This is a genomic window from Halorussus marinus (assembly GCF_004521895.1).
GTDB lineage: Archaea > Halobacteriota > Halobacteria > Halobacteriales > Haladaptataceae > Halorussus > Halorussus marinus.
In genome coordinates, this window is record NZ_SBIR01000002.1 from 287,946 (window position 1) to 303,882 (window position 15,937).

Here is a 15,937-nt window from a genome sequence, read left to right on the forward strand (position 1 = left end):
CTGAGCACTTACTACTCTACCGCGAGCGACCGAAGGGAGCGCGGACCGAGGCACCCCCGAAGGGGGTGACGACGGTTTTTGATCGAGCTTTTGCAAGGGCGGCGCGTTTATGCGCCGCCCCCAGCAAAAGGTCGTCGTCAGTCCGCCGCCTGCTGTCCGCTGTCGACCGCGTACTCCCGGACCGCGTCGGCGAGACGCCGGCGGTACTCGCTCTCGTCGGGATCCGGACCGAGCGACTCGAACTGGCGTTTGAACGCGGCGAGGTCGACGCCGGGCGCGTCGTTGGCGGCCGCGTGGGCGAGGTCGTAGAGCCGGTGGTCCTCGGCCACCAGATCGTGGCGCTCGACCAGCGCCAGCGCGAACGCGGCGTTGACCGCGGTCATCTCGGGGTCGGCCGTGCTGGTGATCCGGAGGCCGTCCTGCTCGCGGGCGGGGTTGTCGGCGACCGCCGCGGCGAGTTCGGATTCGAGGAACGCGACCAGCTTGTCGGTCGGGCCGACCCGGAGGGTGATGTCGTCGGCGTAGATGTCTTTCATGTGGTTGGCGATCTGGTAGCAGTGGGTCACCCGGCGGCGCTCGACCGACTTGCCAGACAGCGCGAGAAAGAGCACCTCCTCGGTCGACTGGGTGTGAGACGGATGGGCGTGCTCGTGGCGGGCCATGTGGGCGAACTCGTGGAGCGCGAGCTCGCGGGCCATCGCGCTGGTGGCGGCCTGCCGGGAGATGTTCAGGACGTGTTTTCCGTCGGGGTGGGCGGTCCAGGTCCGCTCGTCCGGGCTGTCCCGGACGTAGACGTGGACCGGCCGATCGAGGTCGTGGCCGGTCTCGAAGAGGTCGCGGGCGCGGAGAAACGGCACGGTGGGTCCGGGGCCGTGAACGTGGAGATCCATGTCTACTAGTGGCACGGACTCGGCGAGTATGACTCTTCCGCTGCGTGCGAGCCGATGTCAGGGACTGAGGCGCCGACGCCGCCGATGAGGAAACACTATGCTTTTCAACCTCCTGCCGGTAGAAGGTCCATAATGGGTAGACGAAAGAAGATCGTCGAACAGTGCGAGCGACTGATGGACGAACCGGAGAACATCCGGAACATCGCTATCGCCGCACACGTCGACCACGGCAAGACCACACTGACGGACAACCTCCTCGCCGGCGCGGGTATGATCGCCGACCAGGGGGAGGCGACGCAGCTGATGATGGACACCGAGGAGGACGAACAGGAACGGGGCATCACCATCGACGCCGCGAACGTCTCGATGACCCACGAGTACGAGGACACCGCCCACCTCATCAACCTCATCGACACGCCGGGCCACGTCGACTTCGGCGGTGACGTGACCCGCGCGATGCGCGCCGTCGACGGCGCGCTCGTGGTCGTCGACGCGGTCGAGGGCGCGATGCCCCAGACCGAGACCGTGCTCCGGCAGGCGCTCCGAGAGGGCGTCAAGCCGACCCTGTTCATCAACAAGGTCGACCGCCTCATCTCGGAGCTCCAGGAGGGCCCCGAGGAGATGCAGCGCCGACTGCTCAACGTCATCGACGACGTCAACGAGCTCATCCGGGGCATGACCGAGGAGATGGACGACATCGAGGACTGGACCGTCTCCGTCGAGGAGGGGACGGTCGGCTTCGGGTCGGCCCTCTACAAGTGGGGCGTCTCGATGCCGTCGATGCAGCGCACCGGCATGGACTTTGGCGACATCATGGAGCTCGAACGCGCCGACAAGCGCCAGGAGCTTCACGAGCGCACGCCGCTGTCGGACGTGGTGCTCGACATGGTGTGTGAGCACTTCCCGAACCCCATCGACGCCCAGCCCCGTCGTATCCCGCGCATCTGGCGCGGCGACGACGACACCGACCTCGCCGAGGGCATGCGCCTCGTCGACGAGGAAGGCGAGGTCGTCCTGATGGTCACCGACATCGGCGTCGACCCCCACGCGGGCGAGATCGCCGCGGGTCGCGTCTTCTCCGGGACGCTGGAGAAGGGCCAGGAGCTGTACGTCTCCGGGACCGCCGGGAAGAACCGGATCCAGAGCGTCGGCATCTACATGGGCGGCGAGCGCGAGGAAGTCGACCGCGTTCCCGCCGGGAACATCGCCGCCGTCACGGGTCTGAAAGACGCCATCGCGGGCTCGACGGTGTCCAGCGTCGAGATGACGCCGTTCGAGTCGATCGAGCACATCTCGGAGCCGGTCATCACCAAGTCCGTCGAGGCCAAGAACATGGACGACCTCCCGAAGCTCATCGAGACGCTCCGGCAGGTCTCCAAGGAGGACCCGACGATCCAGGTCACGATCAACGAGGACACCGGCGAGCACCTCATCTCCGGGCAGGGCGAACTCCACCTCGAGGTCATCACCCAGCGCATCGAGCGCAATCAGGGCATCCCGGTCAACACGGGCGAACCGATCGTCGTGTTCCGCGAGGCCATCCAGGAGATGACCGACGTCATCGAGGGCATCTCGCCGAACCGCCACAACCGGTTCTACATCCAGGCCCAGCCGCTCACCGAGGAGATCATCGAGACGATCAAGCTCGGCGACGTGTCGATGGACATGCCCGAACAGGAGCGCCGTGAGGCGCTTCAGGAGGCGGGCATGGAGAAGGACATGTCCCAGAACGTCGAGCACATCCACGGGACGAACATCCTCATCGACGACACGAAGGGGATCCAGCACCTCAACGAGACGATGGAGCTCGTCATCGAGGGCCTCGAAGAGGCGCTCAACGACGGTCCGCTCGCGGGCGAGCCCGTTCAGGGCACCCTGTTGCGGCTCGAAGACGCGAAGCTCCACGAGGACACCATCCACCGCGGTCCCGCACAGGTCATCCCCGCGGTCCGCAACGCGGTCCACAACGCGCTCGTCGAGGGCGAGGTCCGACTCCTCGAACCGATGCAGGACGTCCGGATCGACGTGCCAAACGAGTACATGGGCTCGGCCTCCGGCGAGATTCAGGGCCGGCGGGGCCGCGTCGACGACATGTACCAGGAGGGCGACCTGATGGTCGTCGAGGGCGTCGCGCCCGTCGACGAGATGATCGGGTTCTCCTCGGACATCCGGAGCGCGACCGAGGGTCGCGCGTCGTGGAACACCGAGAACGCCGGCTTCGAAGTCATGGCCGACAACCTCCAGCGCGAGACGATCATGGAGATCCGCGAGCGCAAGGGCATGAAGCTCGAACTCCCCGCGGCGGTCGACTACTTCTAACGCTCCGGAACCGTTTTCGTCGGTTCGGAGCGCCGGGCGGACGCCCGCACTATTTGGGAACGACTGAAGCCTTATCACCTCCCGGACGCGAGACAACGAACAACGATGAGCGACGACGCTAGCGGCGGCGAACTCCGAGCGCACACGGTCCGGCTCGAACTGGTCGACGAACCCGGCGAGCTGTTGAACGCGCTCGAACCGATCGCGGACAACGGCGGCAATCTCCTCTCGATATTCCACGAGCGCGGCTCGCTCACGCCGCGGGGACACATCCCGGTAGAGGTCGACCTCGAGTGTCTGCCCCACCAGCTCGATGCGATCGTCGCGGACCTCCGGGAGTCGGGGGTCAACGTGATCCGTGCGGGCACCGAGCGCTACGGCGAGGAGGTGACCGTCCTGCTCGTCGGTCACGTCGTGGAGACCGACTTCTCGGAGACGCTGTCGACCATCGAGTCGGACGCGGCCGCCTCGGTCGTCGACGTGTCGCTGTCGGCGCCCAACGGCACCAGCGACGTCTCGAGCGCTCGGCTCCGGCTCGCGACCGAGCCCGGCAAGACCGGAGAGGTGACCGAGGCGGTCCGCGAGGTGGCCGAGCGCAAGGACTTGCAGGTCGTCGAACCGCTGACGGAACTGGAGGGGTCGGCGTGAAACTCGCGATCCTCGGCGCGGGCGCGGTCGGCCGGTCGGTCGCCGAACTGGCGGGCGAGTACGGCCACGAGGTCGCGGCGCTCGCGGACTCGACCAGCGCCGCGGTCGATTCCGGCGGGATCGACGTCGAGCGAGCGCTCGCCGAGAAAGCCCAGACGGGGAGAGTCGGCGCGGCCGCGCCCGAGGACGCCCTCGGGACCGAGTACGACGCGCTCGTCGAGGCGACCCCGACCACGCTCGGGGACGCCCAGCCCGGGTTCGGCCACGTCCGGACCGCGCTCGAACGCGACCGCAACGTCGTGCTGGCGAACAAGGGCCCCGTCGCCGAGCGGTACGACGAACTCCGGGAACTCGAACGCGAGAGCGCGGGCTCGGTCCGGTTCGAGGCGACCGTCGGCGGAGCGATCCCGGTGCTCTCGACCATCGAGAGCTACGACCCCGCGACGATCACCGCGGCGCGGGGCGTTCTCAACGGCACCGCGAACTTCGTGCTCTCGCGGATGGCCGCCGAGGGACTCGGCTACGAGCACGTCCTCGCAGAAGCACAGGACCTCGGGGTCGCGGAGGCCGACCCCTCGTTCGACGTGGACGGCACCGACGCCGCGCTCAAGTGCGTGATCCTCGCGAACGTGCTCGGAACGGGGAACTACTCGCTCGCCGACGCCGAGGTCGAGGGCATCGACGAACTCCCGGGGAGCGCGCTCGAACTGGCGGCCGAGGACGGCCGCACTATCCGGCTCATCGGCGAGGCGACTCCCGAGGGAGTCCGGGTCGGCCCGCGGCTCGTCCCCGAGAACGGGACGCTCGCGGTGACCGGCACGCGGAACATCGTCCAGTTGGAGACCGAACACGCCGGGCGGCTGAACCTCAGCGGCCGGGGCGCCGGCGGGCCCGAGACCGCGACGGCGGTGCTCGCGGACGTGAACCGGCTCGAATAGGCGCCCGCTCGACCCGCGGGGCGGGCCGGTCGCTCGTTTCAGCCCTCGCCGACCTAAATCGTGCGACGGTCTACCAACAACCGACAGACGGCGCCGGGGTGGGTAGCATAGCGTATCGAAATGGTTTTAACCGCTTCTGCCAAATGATTCCGATAGAGCGCGTCTGCGCGTGAGATACAAATGAGCGACGAACAACACCAGAACCTGGCCATTATCGGCCACGTCGACCACGGCAAGAGTACGCTCGTGGGACGACTCCTCTACGAGACGGGGAGCGTACCCGAGCACGTCATCGAACAGCACAAAGAAGAGGCCGAGGAGAAGGGCAAGGGCGGCTTCGAGTTCGCCTACGTCATGGACAACCTCGCCGAAGAGCGCGAGCGCGGTGTCACCATCGACATCGCCCACCAAGAGTTCAGCACGGACGCCTACGACTTCACCATCGTGGACTGTCCCGGCCACCGTGACTTCGTCAAGAACATGATCACGGGGGCCTCGCAGGCCGACAACGCGGTGCTCGTCGTCGCGGCCGACGACGGCGTCGCGCCCCAGACCCAGGAGCACGTCTTCCTGGCTCGGACGCTCGGCATCGACGAGCTCATCGTCGGCATCAACAAGATGGACCTCGTCGACTACGAGGAGGCCAAGTACAAGGAGGTCGTCTCCGAGGTCGAGGACCTGCTCAAGCAGGTGCAGTTCAACACCGACGACGCCGGCTTCATCCCGATCTCGGCGTTCGAGGGCGACAACATCGCCGAGGAGTCGGACAACACGCCGTGGTACGACGGCGAGATCCTGCTCGAGGCGCTCAACAACCTCGAACCGCCGGAGCCGCCGACGGACGCGCCGCTCCGGCTCCCGATCCAGGACGTTTACACGATCTCCGGTATCGGGACCGTCCCGGTCGGCCGCGTCGAGACCGGCATCCTCAGCACCGGCGACAACGTCTCGTTCCAGCCCAGCGACGTGGGCGGCGAGGTCAAGACCGTCGAGATGCACCACGAGGAGGTCCCGAAGGCCGAACCCGGCGACAACGTCGGGTTCAACGTTCGGGGCATCGGCAAGGACGACATCCGCCGCGGTGACGTCTGTGGCCCCGCCGACGATCCGCCGTCGGTCGCCGAGACGTTCCAGGCACAGATCGTCGTGATGCAGCACCCGTCGGTCATCACCGACGGCTACACGCCGGTCTTCCACGCCCACACCGCGCAGGTCGCGTGTACCATCGAATCCATCGACAAGAAGATGGACCCCTCGTCGGGCGAGGTCGCCGAGGAGAACCCCGACTTCATCCAGTCGGGCGACGCCGCGGTCGTCACCGTCCGACCCCAGAAGCCCCTCTCGATCGAGCCGTCGAGCGAGATCCCCGAGCTCGGTAGCTTCGCGATCCGCGACATGGGCCAGACCATCGCGGCCGGCAAGGTCCTCAGCGTCAACGAGTAACGCATGCAGCAAGCACGCGTTCGACTGGCCGGAACCAGTCCCGAGGACCTCGACGACATCTGCGACGACGTCCGCGAGATCGCGAACAAGACGGGCGTCTCGCTGTCGGGTCCCATCCCGCTGCCGACGAAGACGCTGGAAGTCCCCACCCGAAAGTCCCCCGACGGCGAGGGGACCGCGACGTGGGAGCACTGGGAGATGCGCGTCCACAAGCGTCTCATCGACATCGACGCCGACGAACGCGCGCTCCGCCAGCTCATGCGGATTCAGGTCCCGAACGACGTGAGCATCGAGATCGTCCTCGAGGACTGAACCGCGGGCGCGAGCCCACCCGACCCTTCGGAGCCGAGCGGGGTTTCGACTCCGCGACGGATTCTCCGTTTTTCTCACCGAACAGCCACATCGCTCCCCTGTCTTTTTGTCGTCCGGAGCCGTATCCCGGTTCGTGACACAGCACCCCAACGAACCCCCACGTCGGGCGTCGCACGCCCCGAGCGCCCGGGCCCGGTCGGGACTCGACGGAGGACCGGCCCCGTGAGCGGTCGGGACCTCTCGGCGGGATCGGGACGGAGTCCGACCGTCGAGACCCTCGGGGCGTTCGCGGTCGTCTTCGCCGCCCAGTCGCTCGTGGCGCTCCTCTCGGAGGGGCTGTCCTACGGGCTGTTCGCGCTCGCGCCGCCGGTTTCGGCTCGGCCGTGGACCCTGCTGGTGAGCGTTTACGCCCACGACGGCGTCGGCCACCTGCTGTCGAACGCGGTGGTGCTGGCGCTGGTCGGGTTCGCGGTCGAGCGCGTGACGACCAAGTGGCGATTCCACGCCTTCTTCGCGTCGGCGGGGATGATCGCGGGACTCGCCCAGATCGCGGTCTCCAGTGCGGTGACGACCGGACGGGCGCCGGCGGTGCTCGGGGCGAGCGGCGCGGTGTTCGGGCTGGCGGGCTACCTACTGGCCGGCAACGCGGTGACCGACACGGTGCTCCGGCGGCTCCCGATCGGCGCTCGCGGGCGGGTCGGACTCTTGCTCGTGCTCGCGGGCGGGGTGACGCTCCTCACGGCGGCGCCGGGGGTCGCGCTGGTCGCGCACTTCACCGGCTTCGTGGTGGGCGTCCTCGCCGGGCGTGCGCACCTGTTGCGCACCGGGGGCGAAACATAAGCTTCTAATAAGTGCGGGCGCTACCCGTTATTGCGTTCGCGGGCTCGTAGATCAGCGGTAGATCGCTTCCTTCGCAAGGAAGAGGCCCGGGGTTCAAATCCCCGCGAGTCCATCCCGTTTCTAAGTTTCTCGAGATTCGCTCTCGAAGCGTCTCGGTCGGTCGTAGTAGCCCCGAATCCGCTCGCTCGCGGGCATCACCCCGGTTCGAGCGCGCCGTCGACCACACGCGTTCGACCGACCGGTGGGTGTATCACAATACTGAAAAGGCCCTCACGACTCTACACTCGCTGTGAGAGATTATTCGACGGAGTTCGGCGACGGCGGACTCAACTCGGAACTCGACGTCGCGTCACTTCTGCGGGAATGCGGCCTCGACGCCGAGGAGATCGAATGGCGAAAGGAGTTCATCGGGTTCGACGACACCGACCAAGCGCATCTGTCGCGGCTGGAGCCGCTGTTTCGGGAGCACGCCGACCGGATCGCCGAGGACTTCTACGAGAATCTGACTCGATACGACGACACGGTGGGGGTCATGGACCGCTCGTCGAAGGGCATCGAACAGCTCAAACGAACCCAGTCGGCCTACTTCGTGACGCTCGCGAGCGGGGACTACGGGACCGAGTACTTCGCGGATCGGGCCCGGATCGGGAAGATCCACGATCTGCTCGAGATGCCGATGAAACACTACATCGGCCAGTACGGCGTGTACTACGACCTCATCTTCCCGCTTCTGTTCGAGCGGTTCGGAGAGCGCCTCGCGGATCGGCTCGTCGACGAGGACGGCGCGGCGACCGACGGTGGACTCGCCGCGGGCGCGACCGCCGACAGCCAAGCCGTAGAACGGGCGATCACCGAGGAGCTCGACCGAGGGTTAGAGGAGGTCCTCGCGGTCCTGCGGATCATCAATCTGGACATGCAGGTCGTGGCGGACACGTACATCCACTCGTACAGCCAACAGCTAGAGGACGCCCTCGACGACCAAGAGCAGTTGATGCGTGAGGTCGAGACCGACGTGCACGCGCCGCTCACCGACTTGCAGGAGATGTCCGAGGAGGTCGCCGAGAGCACGGCCCGCATGAACGACGTCGCCGACGGGCAGGTCGAGTCGATGGAGAACGTCTCGGCGGAAGTGTCGACCATGGCGGCGACGGTCGAGGAGATCGCGGCCACGGCGGACGACGTCGCCGAGGCGAGCGAGCGGGCCGAGGCGTTGGCGGCGGAAGGCCAGACGGCCGCAGACGAGGCCATCGACGTCATGGAGCAGGTGAACACGGCCTCTGAGACCACCGCCGACGACGTCGAGCGGTTGCAAGATCGGATAGACGAGATCGACGAGATGGTGAACGTCATAAACGACATCGCCGAGCAGACGAACCTCCTCGCGCTCAACGCCTCGATCGAGGCCGCCCGGGCGGGCGAGGACGGCGACGGGTTCGCGGTCGTCGCCGACGAGGTCAAAACCCTCGCGGAGAAGTCCCAAGACCACGCCGGCGAGATCGAAGAACAGGTCGCCGAGATCAAGGCCGACGCGTCCCGGACCGTCGAGAGCCTCGAGACGACGACCCGACAGGTCGACGAGGGGTTACAGCAGGTCGAAGCCACCGTAGACACGCTGCTCGAGATCGTCGACGCGGTGAAAGACACGTCGACGGGGATACAGGAGGTCGCGGACGCGACCGACGATCAGGCCGCGAGCACCGAGGAAGTCGCGGGGATGATCGACGAGATGGTAGCACAGACCGAGCAGGTCGCGACCGAGATCGAGGAAGTCGCCGCCGCGAACGACCAGCAGTCCGCGAGGGTCGAGGACATACACCAGACCGTCAAGAAACTCGGAGACGACTGATCGAGGCAGTGGGGTGAGACCCATATAAATTTTCTCCTATCAGATTCGAATGAAAAATATTATTTCCGGAAGAGAATAATATAGTATTTTGGCCAGAGTCGATAAACAATTCCCACGCGGCCGTGACCGAGCTCCGCGTCAGCCGCGCGTCATGCGCCGAAACACAGCCTTTACCACGGATGAACCTAAGGAACAGCACGATGAGTCTCAGGTGTTCGCTCCTCGGTCACGCCTACGGGGATACCGAAATCGAGCGTGAGCGCGAGGAGCAGGGAAGCGAAGTCGTCGTCACCGTCCGGGAGTTCGAGGAGTGTCAGCGGTGTGGCGAGCGCAGTGTCGTCACCGAGAACAAGGAAGTCACCGCCATCGACCCGACCGCCCGCGACCGCGAACGGGCCGAGTCGGAGTCCGAGGAGCCGTCGGCGTCGGCGCCGACCGGGACGGCCGGAAGCGACGATGCCGGTGCCGAGGGCGTCAGCGAGAGCGTCGGCGCCTCGGCCGCGGTCGAAAACGAGTTCGAGGCCCCTCAGTCGGCCGAAGACGACGACGCCGTGATCCTCGACGACGAGGCCGACGAGGAGTCCGGGGACGCGGACCGCGAGTCCGGCGAGTGGCCCGACGCCGACTCGACACACCCCGCCGAGGCCGGCGAGGACCGGGGCCGGGGCGAGTGGCCCGAGGTCGGCCAGGAGGACGAGGGGTACGACGCCCGACCCGACGACGAGGACGCCGAGGTCGAGTTCGGCGGCGGGCTCGCGCCCGAGTCCGCACCGGAGGTCGACGAGAGCGAGGCCGAGGAGGTCGAGTTCGTCAACGCCGAGGGCGACACCCTCGAAACCGCCGAGACCGAGCGCCGCGGCGGGAGCGAGCTCTCGGCGGGGTTCACCGCCGGCTCGGAGGCGCCGTCGGTCTCGGGGCCCGCCGACGACCCGGACGTCGACGCGGAGTTCGTCTGCCCCGAGTGTGGCTACCGGGCGGGCGTCGCGGGGTCGTCGTTGCGGGCCGGCGACATCTGCCCGGAGTGTCGCAAGGGGTACATCGCGCGGGAGTGAACCGGGCGATTCAAGGGTGAGAACGACGCGAAAAGGGTTTACACCCCCCAATCCAAACGGAGCACACCATGAAAGAGTACAAGATGCGTCGCGGCGAGCATCTGGAGGACCGCATTCCCGACATGAAAGCGAAGATCGAGGAGTACTTCGGCGAAATCTCGGACACCGAGGACTGGCAGGGCCACGAACTCTACGTCGTCGACGACCCAGACAACCCCGTGTTCGACCGCATCCTCGCGGGCGCCGCCGAGTACAGCGGCAAGAAGGACAAGCTCGCGGTCCACTTCGAGGAGCGACCCGCCGAGGACGTCATCGCCGAGGGGAACGCCGACGCCGCCGCCGACGCGGTCGACGCCAAGAACGACTTCCTGCTCGAAGCCACCGGGCGTGACGCCAAGTCCCGGCGCGAGTCGATGAAACGCGCCGTCGAGGACGACGCCGACGCCCCCGACAACGTGTAGGCCTCGCAGCGGCAGTCGACGCCGTCCCGTCAGACCGAGATTCCGGTGGGGATCCGAAGACCGAACAGAAAGTCGAGGCTACTTGCGACCGAGTTTCTCGCGGCTGATCTTGACGCCCGTCGGCGTGACCAGTATCTGGTCGTCGCCCTTCTGGACGATGTCGCCGTCGACTTCGCGGGCGACCTGCTTGAGTTCGTTTGTGATGCGCTCGACGGTCGTGTCCTCGGTCCGGAGTCGGGTGATGTCCGCGACCACGAGGTCGCCGTCGTAGATGGCGTCTTTGATCTCGATGACGTCCTGCTGGCCCTGTATCTCCGCGATGTGGACCTGCATCGCCGCGTCGCTCGACGCCGTATCGAAGTCGTCGAGGTTGAGTTCGACGTAGTCCTCGGCGGTCGTCGAGTCGCGGTCCCCGAGGATTTTGCTCATGAAGCCCATAGGGACATGGGCCGAGCGGAGGGGTATAGTTCTTACGTCAGACGGAGCCCCAGCCCCGTCACGTCCCGCGCATCGGGGTCGCCCGACCGGCGCGACGAACTCGCCGGGAGGCCGACCTTTTTGCCGAGGCCGTCCCTCGTCTCGCGTGTGACGTTCAGCATCTGCGTCCGAGAGGAGTACGAAGACGAGTCCGGCGACGACCAGACCCGGTTCGGCGTCGCGGTGACGACCCGACTCCCGGCGGTCGGCACCCTCTGTCCGTTCGCCAGCGAGAACGGGGCGGTCGCCACCCAGAGCCTTGTCAACGTCGAACTCGGACGGAAGGGCGTCGAGTACCTCGACGACGGTCTCGCGGTCGAAGACGCGCTCCAGTCGCTTTTGAACGCCGACGACGGCGCGGCCCAGCGCCAGCTCCACGGGGTCGACGCCGAGGGGACCTTCGCGTTCTCCGGCGACGAGTCCAAAGACTGGTACGGCCACCTCGAGGGCGAGGGGTTCACGGTCGCGGGAAACCTCCTGACCGGCGAGTCGGTGGTCGAGGAAACCGCCGACGCCTACCGCGACTCCCGGGGCGGCGACGCCCCGCTCGCCGAGCGACTCGTCGACGCGCTCGCCGCGGGCCACGCCGAAGGCGGCGACAAGCGCGAGGAGCTTCGGGTCCAGAGCGCGGCGCTGATCGTCGAGACGACCGAAGACCGCGAGATGGAGCCGTACTACCACGATCTGCGGGTCGACGCGACCGAGACGCCGGTCGCGGACCTCCGTGAGACCTACGAACTCGCAAAGGAGGGCTTCGAGGCGGCGGTCGAACGCTACGAGGAGGCCTTCGAGGACGACGAACTCGACGACGTCGACGAGTAACGGGGCGCGGATCGAGCGATCGCATTCAGACGGTGAACTCGTAGAGGTCGTCGCCGACGTGGTGGATCGACTCGACGACCTTCCCGGAGTCGCCGACCATCTCCTCGCCGTCGGTCTTCGCCCGACCCACCGCCAGCACCTTGCCGTGAGACTCCTCGGCGATCGCGACGAGGTCGCCGGGTTCGATGTCCGGGTCGGCCTCCACGATGCCGGGCCGCATCACGTCGGCGCCGTCGCTGACGAACGACACCGCGCCCGCGTCGACCGTGACGACGTGGGTCTGGGGCGGGTAGTCGTTCGCGCCGCGGACGGTCAGGAAGGGTTCGTCGTCTCGCGGACTCTGTCCGCTCGACTCTTCGGCGGAGCCTTGCTCCGCGCTCTCGACGTACAGGACGGCGGGCTCGCCGTCGACAAGCACGAGGTCGAACGCCGAATCCTCTAGCTCCACGAGTTCGTAGCTGTCGGCGTCGAGGTCGACGCCGAGGTTCGCCGCCAGTTCGTCTTCGACTTCCCGCACCTCGTCGCTCCGGAGGTGGTGACGAGACTTGACCTGCATACCCGGACGTGCGTCGCTTCGGGGCTTAATACCCCCGCCTTCGCGGCGGGGATAAGCGTAAGAACCCGCCGCGCATACTCCACCGTATGAAGGCAAAGCGTGAGTACCGGGACCGTGCGGACGTCGAGGTTGCGGTGCTCGACGCGCTCGTCGACCGGAACGACGACGGGATGACGGTGTTCGAGCTCCGGTCGCACGTCGACGTCGGGATCGACGAACTCGAAACCGCGCTCGCCAACCTCAAAGAGGACGGACTCATCGACGCCAACGCGGCCGACCAGCGCACGCTCATCACCCCCGACGACCGCGTGATCCCGGATCCCGAAGAGGAGGCCGACGAGCCGTCGTTCGTCGACCGCGTCATCGAGCGCCTGCCGCTGTGAGAACGGAGAGACCTACTGGACGTCGATGTCCGCGGACTCGTCGGACTTCTCGAAGCTGACTTCGAGCACGCCGTTGTTGTAGGTCGCGCTCGCGGAGTGCTCGTCGACCTGTGCCGGGAGCCGGACCCGCTCGTCGTACTCGCGGTGGTCGCTCGCGGCGCCGATCGTCAGAGTCTCGCCGTCGCACTGGAGGTCGATGTCCGACTTCTCGACGCCGGGCAGGTCGGCGATGACTCGGACGGCGTCGTCGGTCTCGTGGATGTCGACGTGGGTCTCGGTGCCGAACCCGGTGGGCCCGTTGCGCTCGACTTCCATGTCGAACTCCCCGCCCATCATCTCGTTCATCACGCGCTCTATTTCACGAAAGAGATCGTCGAAGGGATCGTCGCGGTCGTCTCGTCGCATGCCAAGAGGTAGGGAGTAATCGGGCAAAAGCCTTTGGCACCCGGGGAAATCGCGTCGGGTGTCAGATGCCCATGCCGAGCGCGTCGTCGGTCGTCGCGACGCTCTCGGCGGCGTCGGCGGCGTTCGCGACCGCCCGGATCGCGTCGACGTTCTCGGGCACCACGTCGCTCTCCTGGTGGATCGCCTGAAACAGATAGAGGTCCGATCCCTCGGTCGTCACCGACTCGCCCCAGACGCAGTTCTCCCAGATGTCCCCGCGCGGCCGGCCGGCGTCCTGCGCGTACTCTTTGAGCGCGCCGGCTCCGTCGATGTCGAAGCGCTCGGGGATGACGAACAGTCGCGACTCGTCGGCGAGCAGGTCGCGGACCGCCGCGGCGTCGGGTTCGGCTTCGAGCGTGACGTTGACGCTGTGCATGTGCATCAGCGTCGCGGGCACCTTCAGCCCGAGCGTGTCGATGGCGAGGTCGGGGAAGATGGTCTGGACGTCCGGCCCGTGGTGGGAGGGAAGCGTGACGGGGTCGGGCAGGATGTCGTTGATGGGACCCCGCGAGGACTGGGCGGGATCGCCGCCCCGCCGGACCAGCGTCGCCCGGACCTTCTCGACGCCGTACTCCTCGCCGAGCGGCGCGATCAGCCGCGAGAGGCCGGTTGTGTTACACGAGACCACCCGGACGTGGTCGGCGCCGACGGCGTCCGCGAAGTTCGACCGGGCGTTGAAGCTGGTGTCGACGAACTCGGCGGACTCGCCGCCCTGATACAGCGCGGGGGTGTCGTGCTCGGCGTAGAGTTCGCTGTTCTGCTCGCCGACGCCCGAGGGGCAGGCGTCGACGATCACGTCGCTTTCCTCGACCAACTCTTCGACCATCCCCGCGAGCTCGATCCCCGCGTCGTCGAACAGCTCGACGCGGTCCTCGATCGCGGCGTAGAGGGGGTAGTCCTTCGCGACCGCGCGCTCGGCCTCGAAGTTGGGTCGCGTCTTGGCGACCCCGACGACCTCCATGTCGGGCTGTGCGCGCACCGCGTCCGCCACGCGCTTGCCGATGGTGCCGTAACCGTTGATTCCGACCCGTAACATGTACCCGAACGTCCGACGGTCTCGCGCATAATGGTTTCGGGGTTCGTCGAGGGAAAGTAACTCTCCTCCGAGTAAGTGTGGAGGGGAAAGCCTAACCGCGGCCCCGCCCACAGGGCGACCATGAGCCTCCGCGACGCGGCCGAAACCGCGCTCACGCAGTGTCTCGCGCTCGAGGAGACCGAATCCTGTTGTATCGTGACCGACGACGAGCGCCGCCCGATCGGCGAGGCGCTCTACGAGGTCGCCAGCCAGATCAGTTCGGACGCGACCGTCGTCCGGTACCCACCGGGCGACTCTCACGGCGCCGAACCGCCCGAACCCGTCGCGGCCGCGATGGCGGGGGCCGACGTGTTCCTCGCGCCGACCACCAAGAGCCTGAGCCACACCCGCGCCCGCGGCGACGCGAACGACGCCGGCGCGCGCGGGGCGACCCTGCCGGGCATCACCGAGGACGTGTTCACGACGGGGCTGGACGCCGACTACGAGGCCATCGCCGCCCACTGCGAGGCCGTGCTCGAACAGGTCGCGGACGCCGACGAGATCCGGGTCACCTCGCCGCAGGGAACCGACATCACCTTCGAGCCCGGCGACCGCGAGTGGCACGACGACACCGGCATCGTCCACGCCGACGGCGAGTTCTCGAACCTCCCGGCGGGCGAGGTGTTCGTGAGCCCCGAGGACGCCGAGGGCACCTACGTCGTCGACGGGACGATGATGCCCCACGGCCTGCTCGACGAGGGCCAACACCTCGAATTCGAGGTCGAGGACGGCTACGTCACCGACATCTCGGACGACGAGATCCGCGGACAGGTCGAGGACGCCGCCGAGGACGTCGGCGACGCGGCGTACAACCTCGCCGAACTCGGTATCGGCACCAACGTCGCGGTCACCGAACTGGTCGGGTCGGTCCTGCTCGACGAGAAGGCCGGCGGCACCGTCCACGTCGCGATCGGCGACGACGCCGGCATCGGCGGCGACACCGACGCCCCGATCCACTTCGACGGCATCCTCCGGGAGCCGACCGTGTACGCCGACGGGGAGGTCGTAGATCTCCCATGAATCGAGCGGTGGAACCGCGAGACGGGGAGGTCGTAGACCCGCCCCAGCCCGAGTGATGGAACGGGAAGTCGACGGCCACACCGTCCGGGGAGTCGACGTCGACCCCGAGACCCGGTGTGCTCACTACGACACCGACCGCGACGTGGTGGCGCTTCGGTTCGCCTGCTGTGACGCCTACTACCCGTGTTTCCGGTGTCACGAGGCGCTCGTGGACCACGACCCCGAGCGGCTGTCGGTCGCCGAGTCGGCGCCCGCGGTGCTGTGTGGGTCCTGCGGCGCGACCCTCCCGCCCCGCGAGTTCGTCGACGGCGACCACTCGTGTCCCGACTGCGGGGCCGCGTTCAACCCCGGGTGCGCGGCTCACTACGACCGCTACTTCGCGTTCGAGGCGTAGCGGGGTCGCGCCGTCGA

The 15,937-nt window shown here is 67.4% G+C and carries 18 protein-coding genes and 1 tRNA gene; 14 read left to right on the forward strand and 5 right to left on the reverse strand.

The genetic code is table 11. The features are described 5' to 3' along the window. Positions 1-137 precede the first annotated feature (137 nt). On the reverse strand, positions 138-890 hold the full coding sequence (locus tag EPL04_RS03740) for a DUF5781 family protein (protein WP_134669538.1): 753 nt from the start codon (positions 888-890) through the stop codon (positions 138-140). 132 nt (positions 891-1,022) lie between these two features. Here EPL04_RS03740 and EPL04_RS03745 point away from each other — a divergent pair, with 132 nt between their 5' ends. The 10 genes from EPL04_RS03745 (at position 1,023) to EPL04_RS03790 (ending at position 10,749) form a co-directional block, all read left to right on the forward strand. Further along, positions 1,023-3,209 (forward strand): elongation factor EF-2, encoded by a 2,187-nt coding sequence (locus EPL04_RS03745; protein ID WP_134669540.1) that lies wholly within the window; start codon positions 1,023-1,025, stop codon positions 3,207-3,209. Positions 3,210-3,314: 105 nt separating this feature from the next. Continuing rightward, entirely contained in the window at positions 3,315-3,857 is a 543-nt protein-coding gene (locus EPL04_RS03750; RefSeq protein ID WP_134669542.1) for an amino acid-binding protein, read from the forward strand. After that, positions 3,854-4,795: a homoserine dehydrogenase gene (locus EPL04_RS03755; RefSeq protein WP_134669544.1), complete on the forward strand. Its 942-nt coding sequence runs from the start codon at positions 3,854-3,856 to the stop codon at positions 4,793-4,795. Before EPL04_RS03750 ends, EPL04_RS03755 begins: the two co-directional genes overlap by 4 nt. A 180-nt stretch (positions 4,796-4,975) precedes the next feature. Then, the gene (tuf, locus tag EPL04_RS03760) at positions 4,976-6,238 is read left to right on the forward strand and encodes a translation elongation factor EF-1 subunit alpha (RefSeq protein ID WP_134669546.1); all 1,263 of its coding nucleotides are present in this window, start codon (positions 4,976-4,978) and stop codon (positions 6,236-6,238) included. A gap of 3 nt (positions 6,239-6,241) precedes the next feature. Beyond that, positions 6,242-6,550, forward strand: coding sequence for a 30S ribosomal protein S10 (rpsJ, locus tag EPL04_RS03765; protein WP_115864703.1), 309 nt, complete (start codon positions 6,242-6,244; stop codon positions 6,548-6,550). A gap of 222 nt (positions 6,551-6,772) precedes the next feature. Then, complete coding sequence (locus EPL04_RS03770) at positions 6,773-7,390, forward strand: rhomboid family intramembrane serine protease (RefSeq protein WP_134669549.1); 618 nt, start codon at positions 6,773-6,775, stop codon at positions 7,388-7,390. A 40-nt stretch (positions 7,391-7,430) separates the two neighbouring features. Next, positions 7,431-7,502 (forward strand) — tRNA-Ala (locus tag EPL04_RS03775). Positions 7,503-7,679: 177 nt separating this feature from the next. Beyond that, on the forward strand, positions 7,680-9,236 hold the full coding sequence (locus tag EPL04_RS03780; protein WP_134669551.1) for a globin-coupled sensor protein: 1,557 nt from the start codon (positions 7,680-7,682) through the stop codon (positions 9,234-9,236). A gap of 200 nt (positions 9,237-9,436) precedes the next feature. Continuing rightward, positions 9,437-10,288: a DUF7093 family protein gene (locus EPL04_RS03785; RefSeq protein ID WP_134669553.1), complete on the forward strand. Its 852-nt coding sequence runs from the start codon at positions 9,437-9,439 to the stop codon at positions 10,286-10,288. Between the two features lie 68 nt (positions 10,289-10,356). After that, positions 10,357-10,749, forward strand: a complete 393-nt coding sequence (locus tag EPL04_RS03790) for a DUF5611 family protein (RefSeq protein WP_134669555.1) — start codon at positions 10,357-10,359, stop codon at positions 10,747-10,749. Positions 10,750-10,827: 78 nt separating this feature from the next. Here EPL04_RS03790 and EPL04_RS03795 read toward each other — a convergent pair whose 3' ends face one another. Continuing rightward, the gene (locus EPL04_RS03795; RefSeq protein WP_134669557.1) at positions 10,828-11,187 is read right to left on the reverse strand and encodes a cell division protein SepF; all 360 of its coding nucleotides are present in this window, start codon (positions 11,185-11,187) and stop codon (positions 10,828-10,830) included. A 147-nt stretch (positions 11,188-11,334) separates the two neighbouring features. Here EPL04_RS03795 and EPL04_RS03800 point away from each other — a divergent pair, with 147 nt between their 5' ends. Beyond that, a complete protein-coding gene (locus tag EPL04_RS03800; RefSeq protein ID WP_134669559.1) occupies positions 11,335-12,048 on the forward strand; it encodes a DUF1028 domain-containing protein in 714 nt (237 codons plus the stop codon). Positions 12,049-12,073: 25 nt separating this feature from the next. Here the strand turns inward: EPL04_RS03800 and EPL04_RS03805 are convergent, their stop codons facing one another. Then, entirely contained in the window at positions 12,074-12,604 is a 531-nt protein-coding gene (locus EPL04_RS03805) for an RNA-binding protein (protein WP_134669561.1), read from the reverse strand. A gap of 86 nt (positions 12,605-12,690) precedes the next feature. On the opposite strand from EPL04_RS03805, the gene EPL04_RS03810 reads away from it, so the two are divergent. Beyond that, positions 12,691-12,987, forward strand: a complete 297-nt coding sequence (locus tag EPL04_RS03810; RefSeq protein ID WP_134669563.1) for a DUF6432 family protein — start codon at positions 12,691-12,693, stop codon at positions 12,985-12,987. Positions 12,988-12,999: 12 nt separating this feature from the next. On the opposite strand, the gene EPL04_RS03815 is transcribed toward EPL04_RS03810, so the two are convergent. Together EPL04_RS03815 and EPL04_RS03820 are read right to left on the reverse strand one after the other, a co-directional pair. Then, positions 13,000-13,392, reverse strand: coding sequence for an Hsp20/alpha crystallin family protein (locus tag EPL04_RS03815; RefSeq protein ID WP_134669564.1), 393 nt, complete (start codon positions 13,390-13,392; stop codon positions 13,000-13,002). 61 nt (positions 13,393-13,453) lie between these two features. Then, the gene (locus EPL04_RS03820) at positions 13,454-14,467 is read right to left on the reverse strand and encodes a type II glyceraldehyde-3-phosphate dehydrogenase (protein WP_134669566.1); all 1,014 of its coding nucleotides are present in this window, start codon (positions 14,465-14,467) and stop codon (positions 13,454-13,456) included. A gap of 120 nt (positions 14,468-14,587) precedes the next feature. Between EPL04_RS03820 and EPL04_RS03825 the strand changes: the two genes are divergently transcribed. Both EPL04_RS03825 and EPL04_RS03830 read left to right on the forward strand, forming a co-directional pair. Then, entirely contained in the window at positions 14,588-15,526 is a 939-nt protein-coding gene (locus EPL04_RS03825; RefSeq protein ID WP_134669568.1) for an aminopeptidase, read from the forward strand. A gap of 55 nt (positions 15,527-15,581) precedes the next feature. Beyond that, complete coding sequence (locus EPL04_RS03830) at positions 15,582-15,920, forward strand: CHY zinc finger protein (protein WP_134669570.1); 339 nt, start codon at positions 15,582-15,584, stop codon at positions 15,918-15,920. Positions 15,921-15,937: the final 17 nt, after the last annotated feature.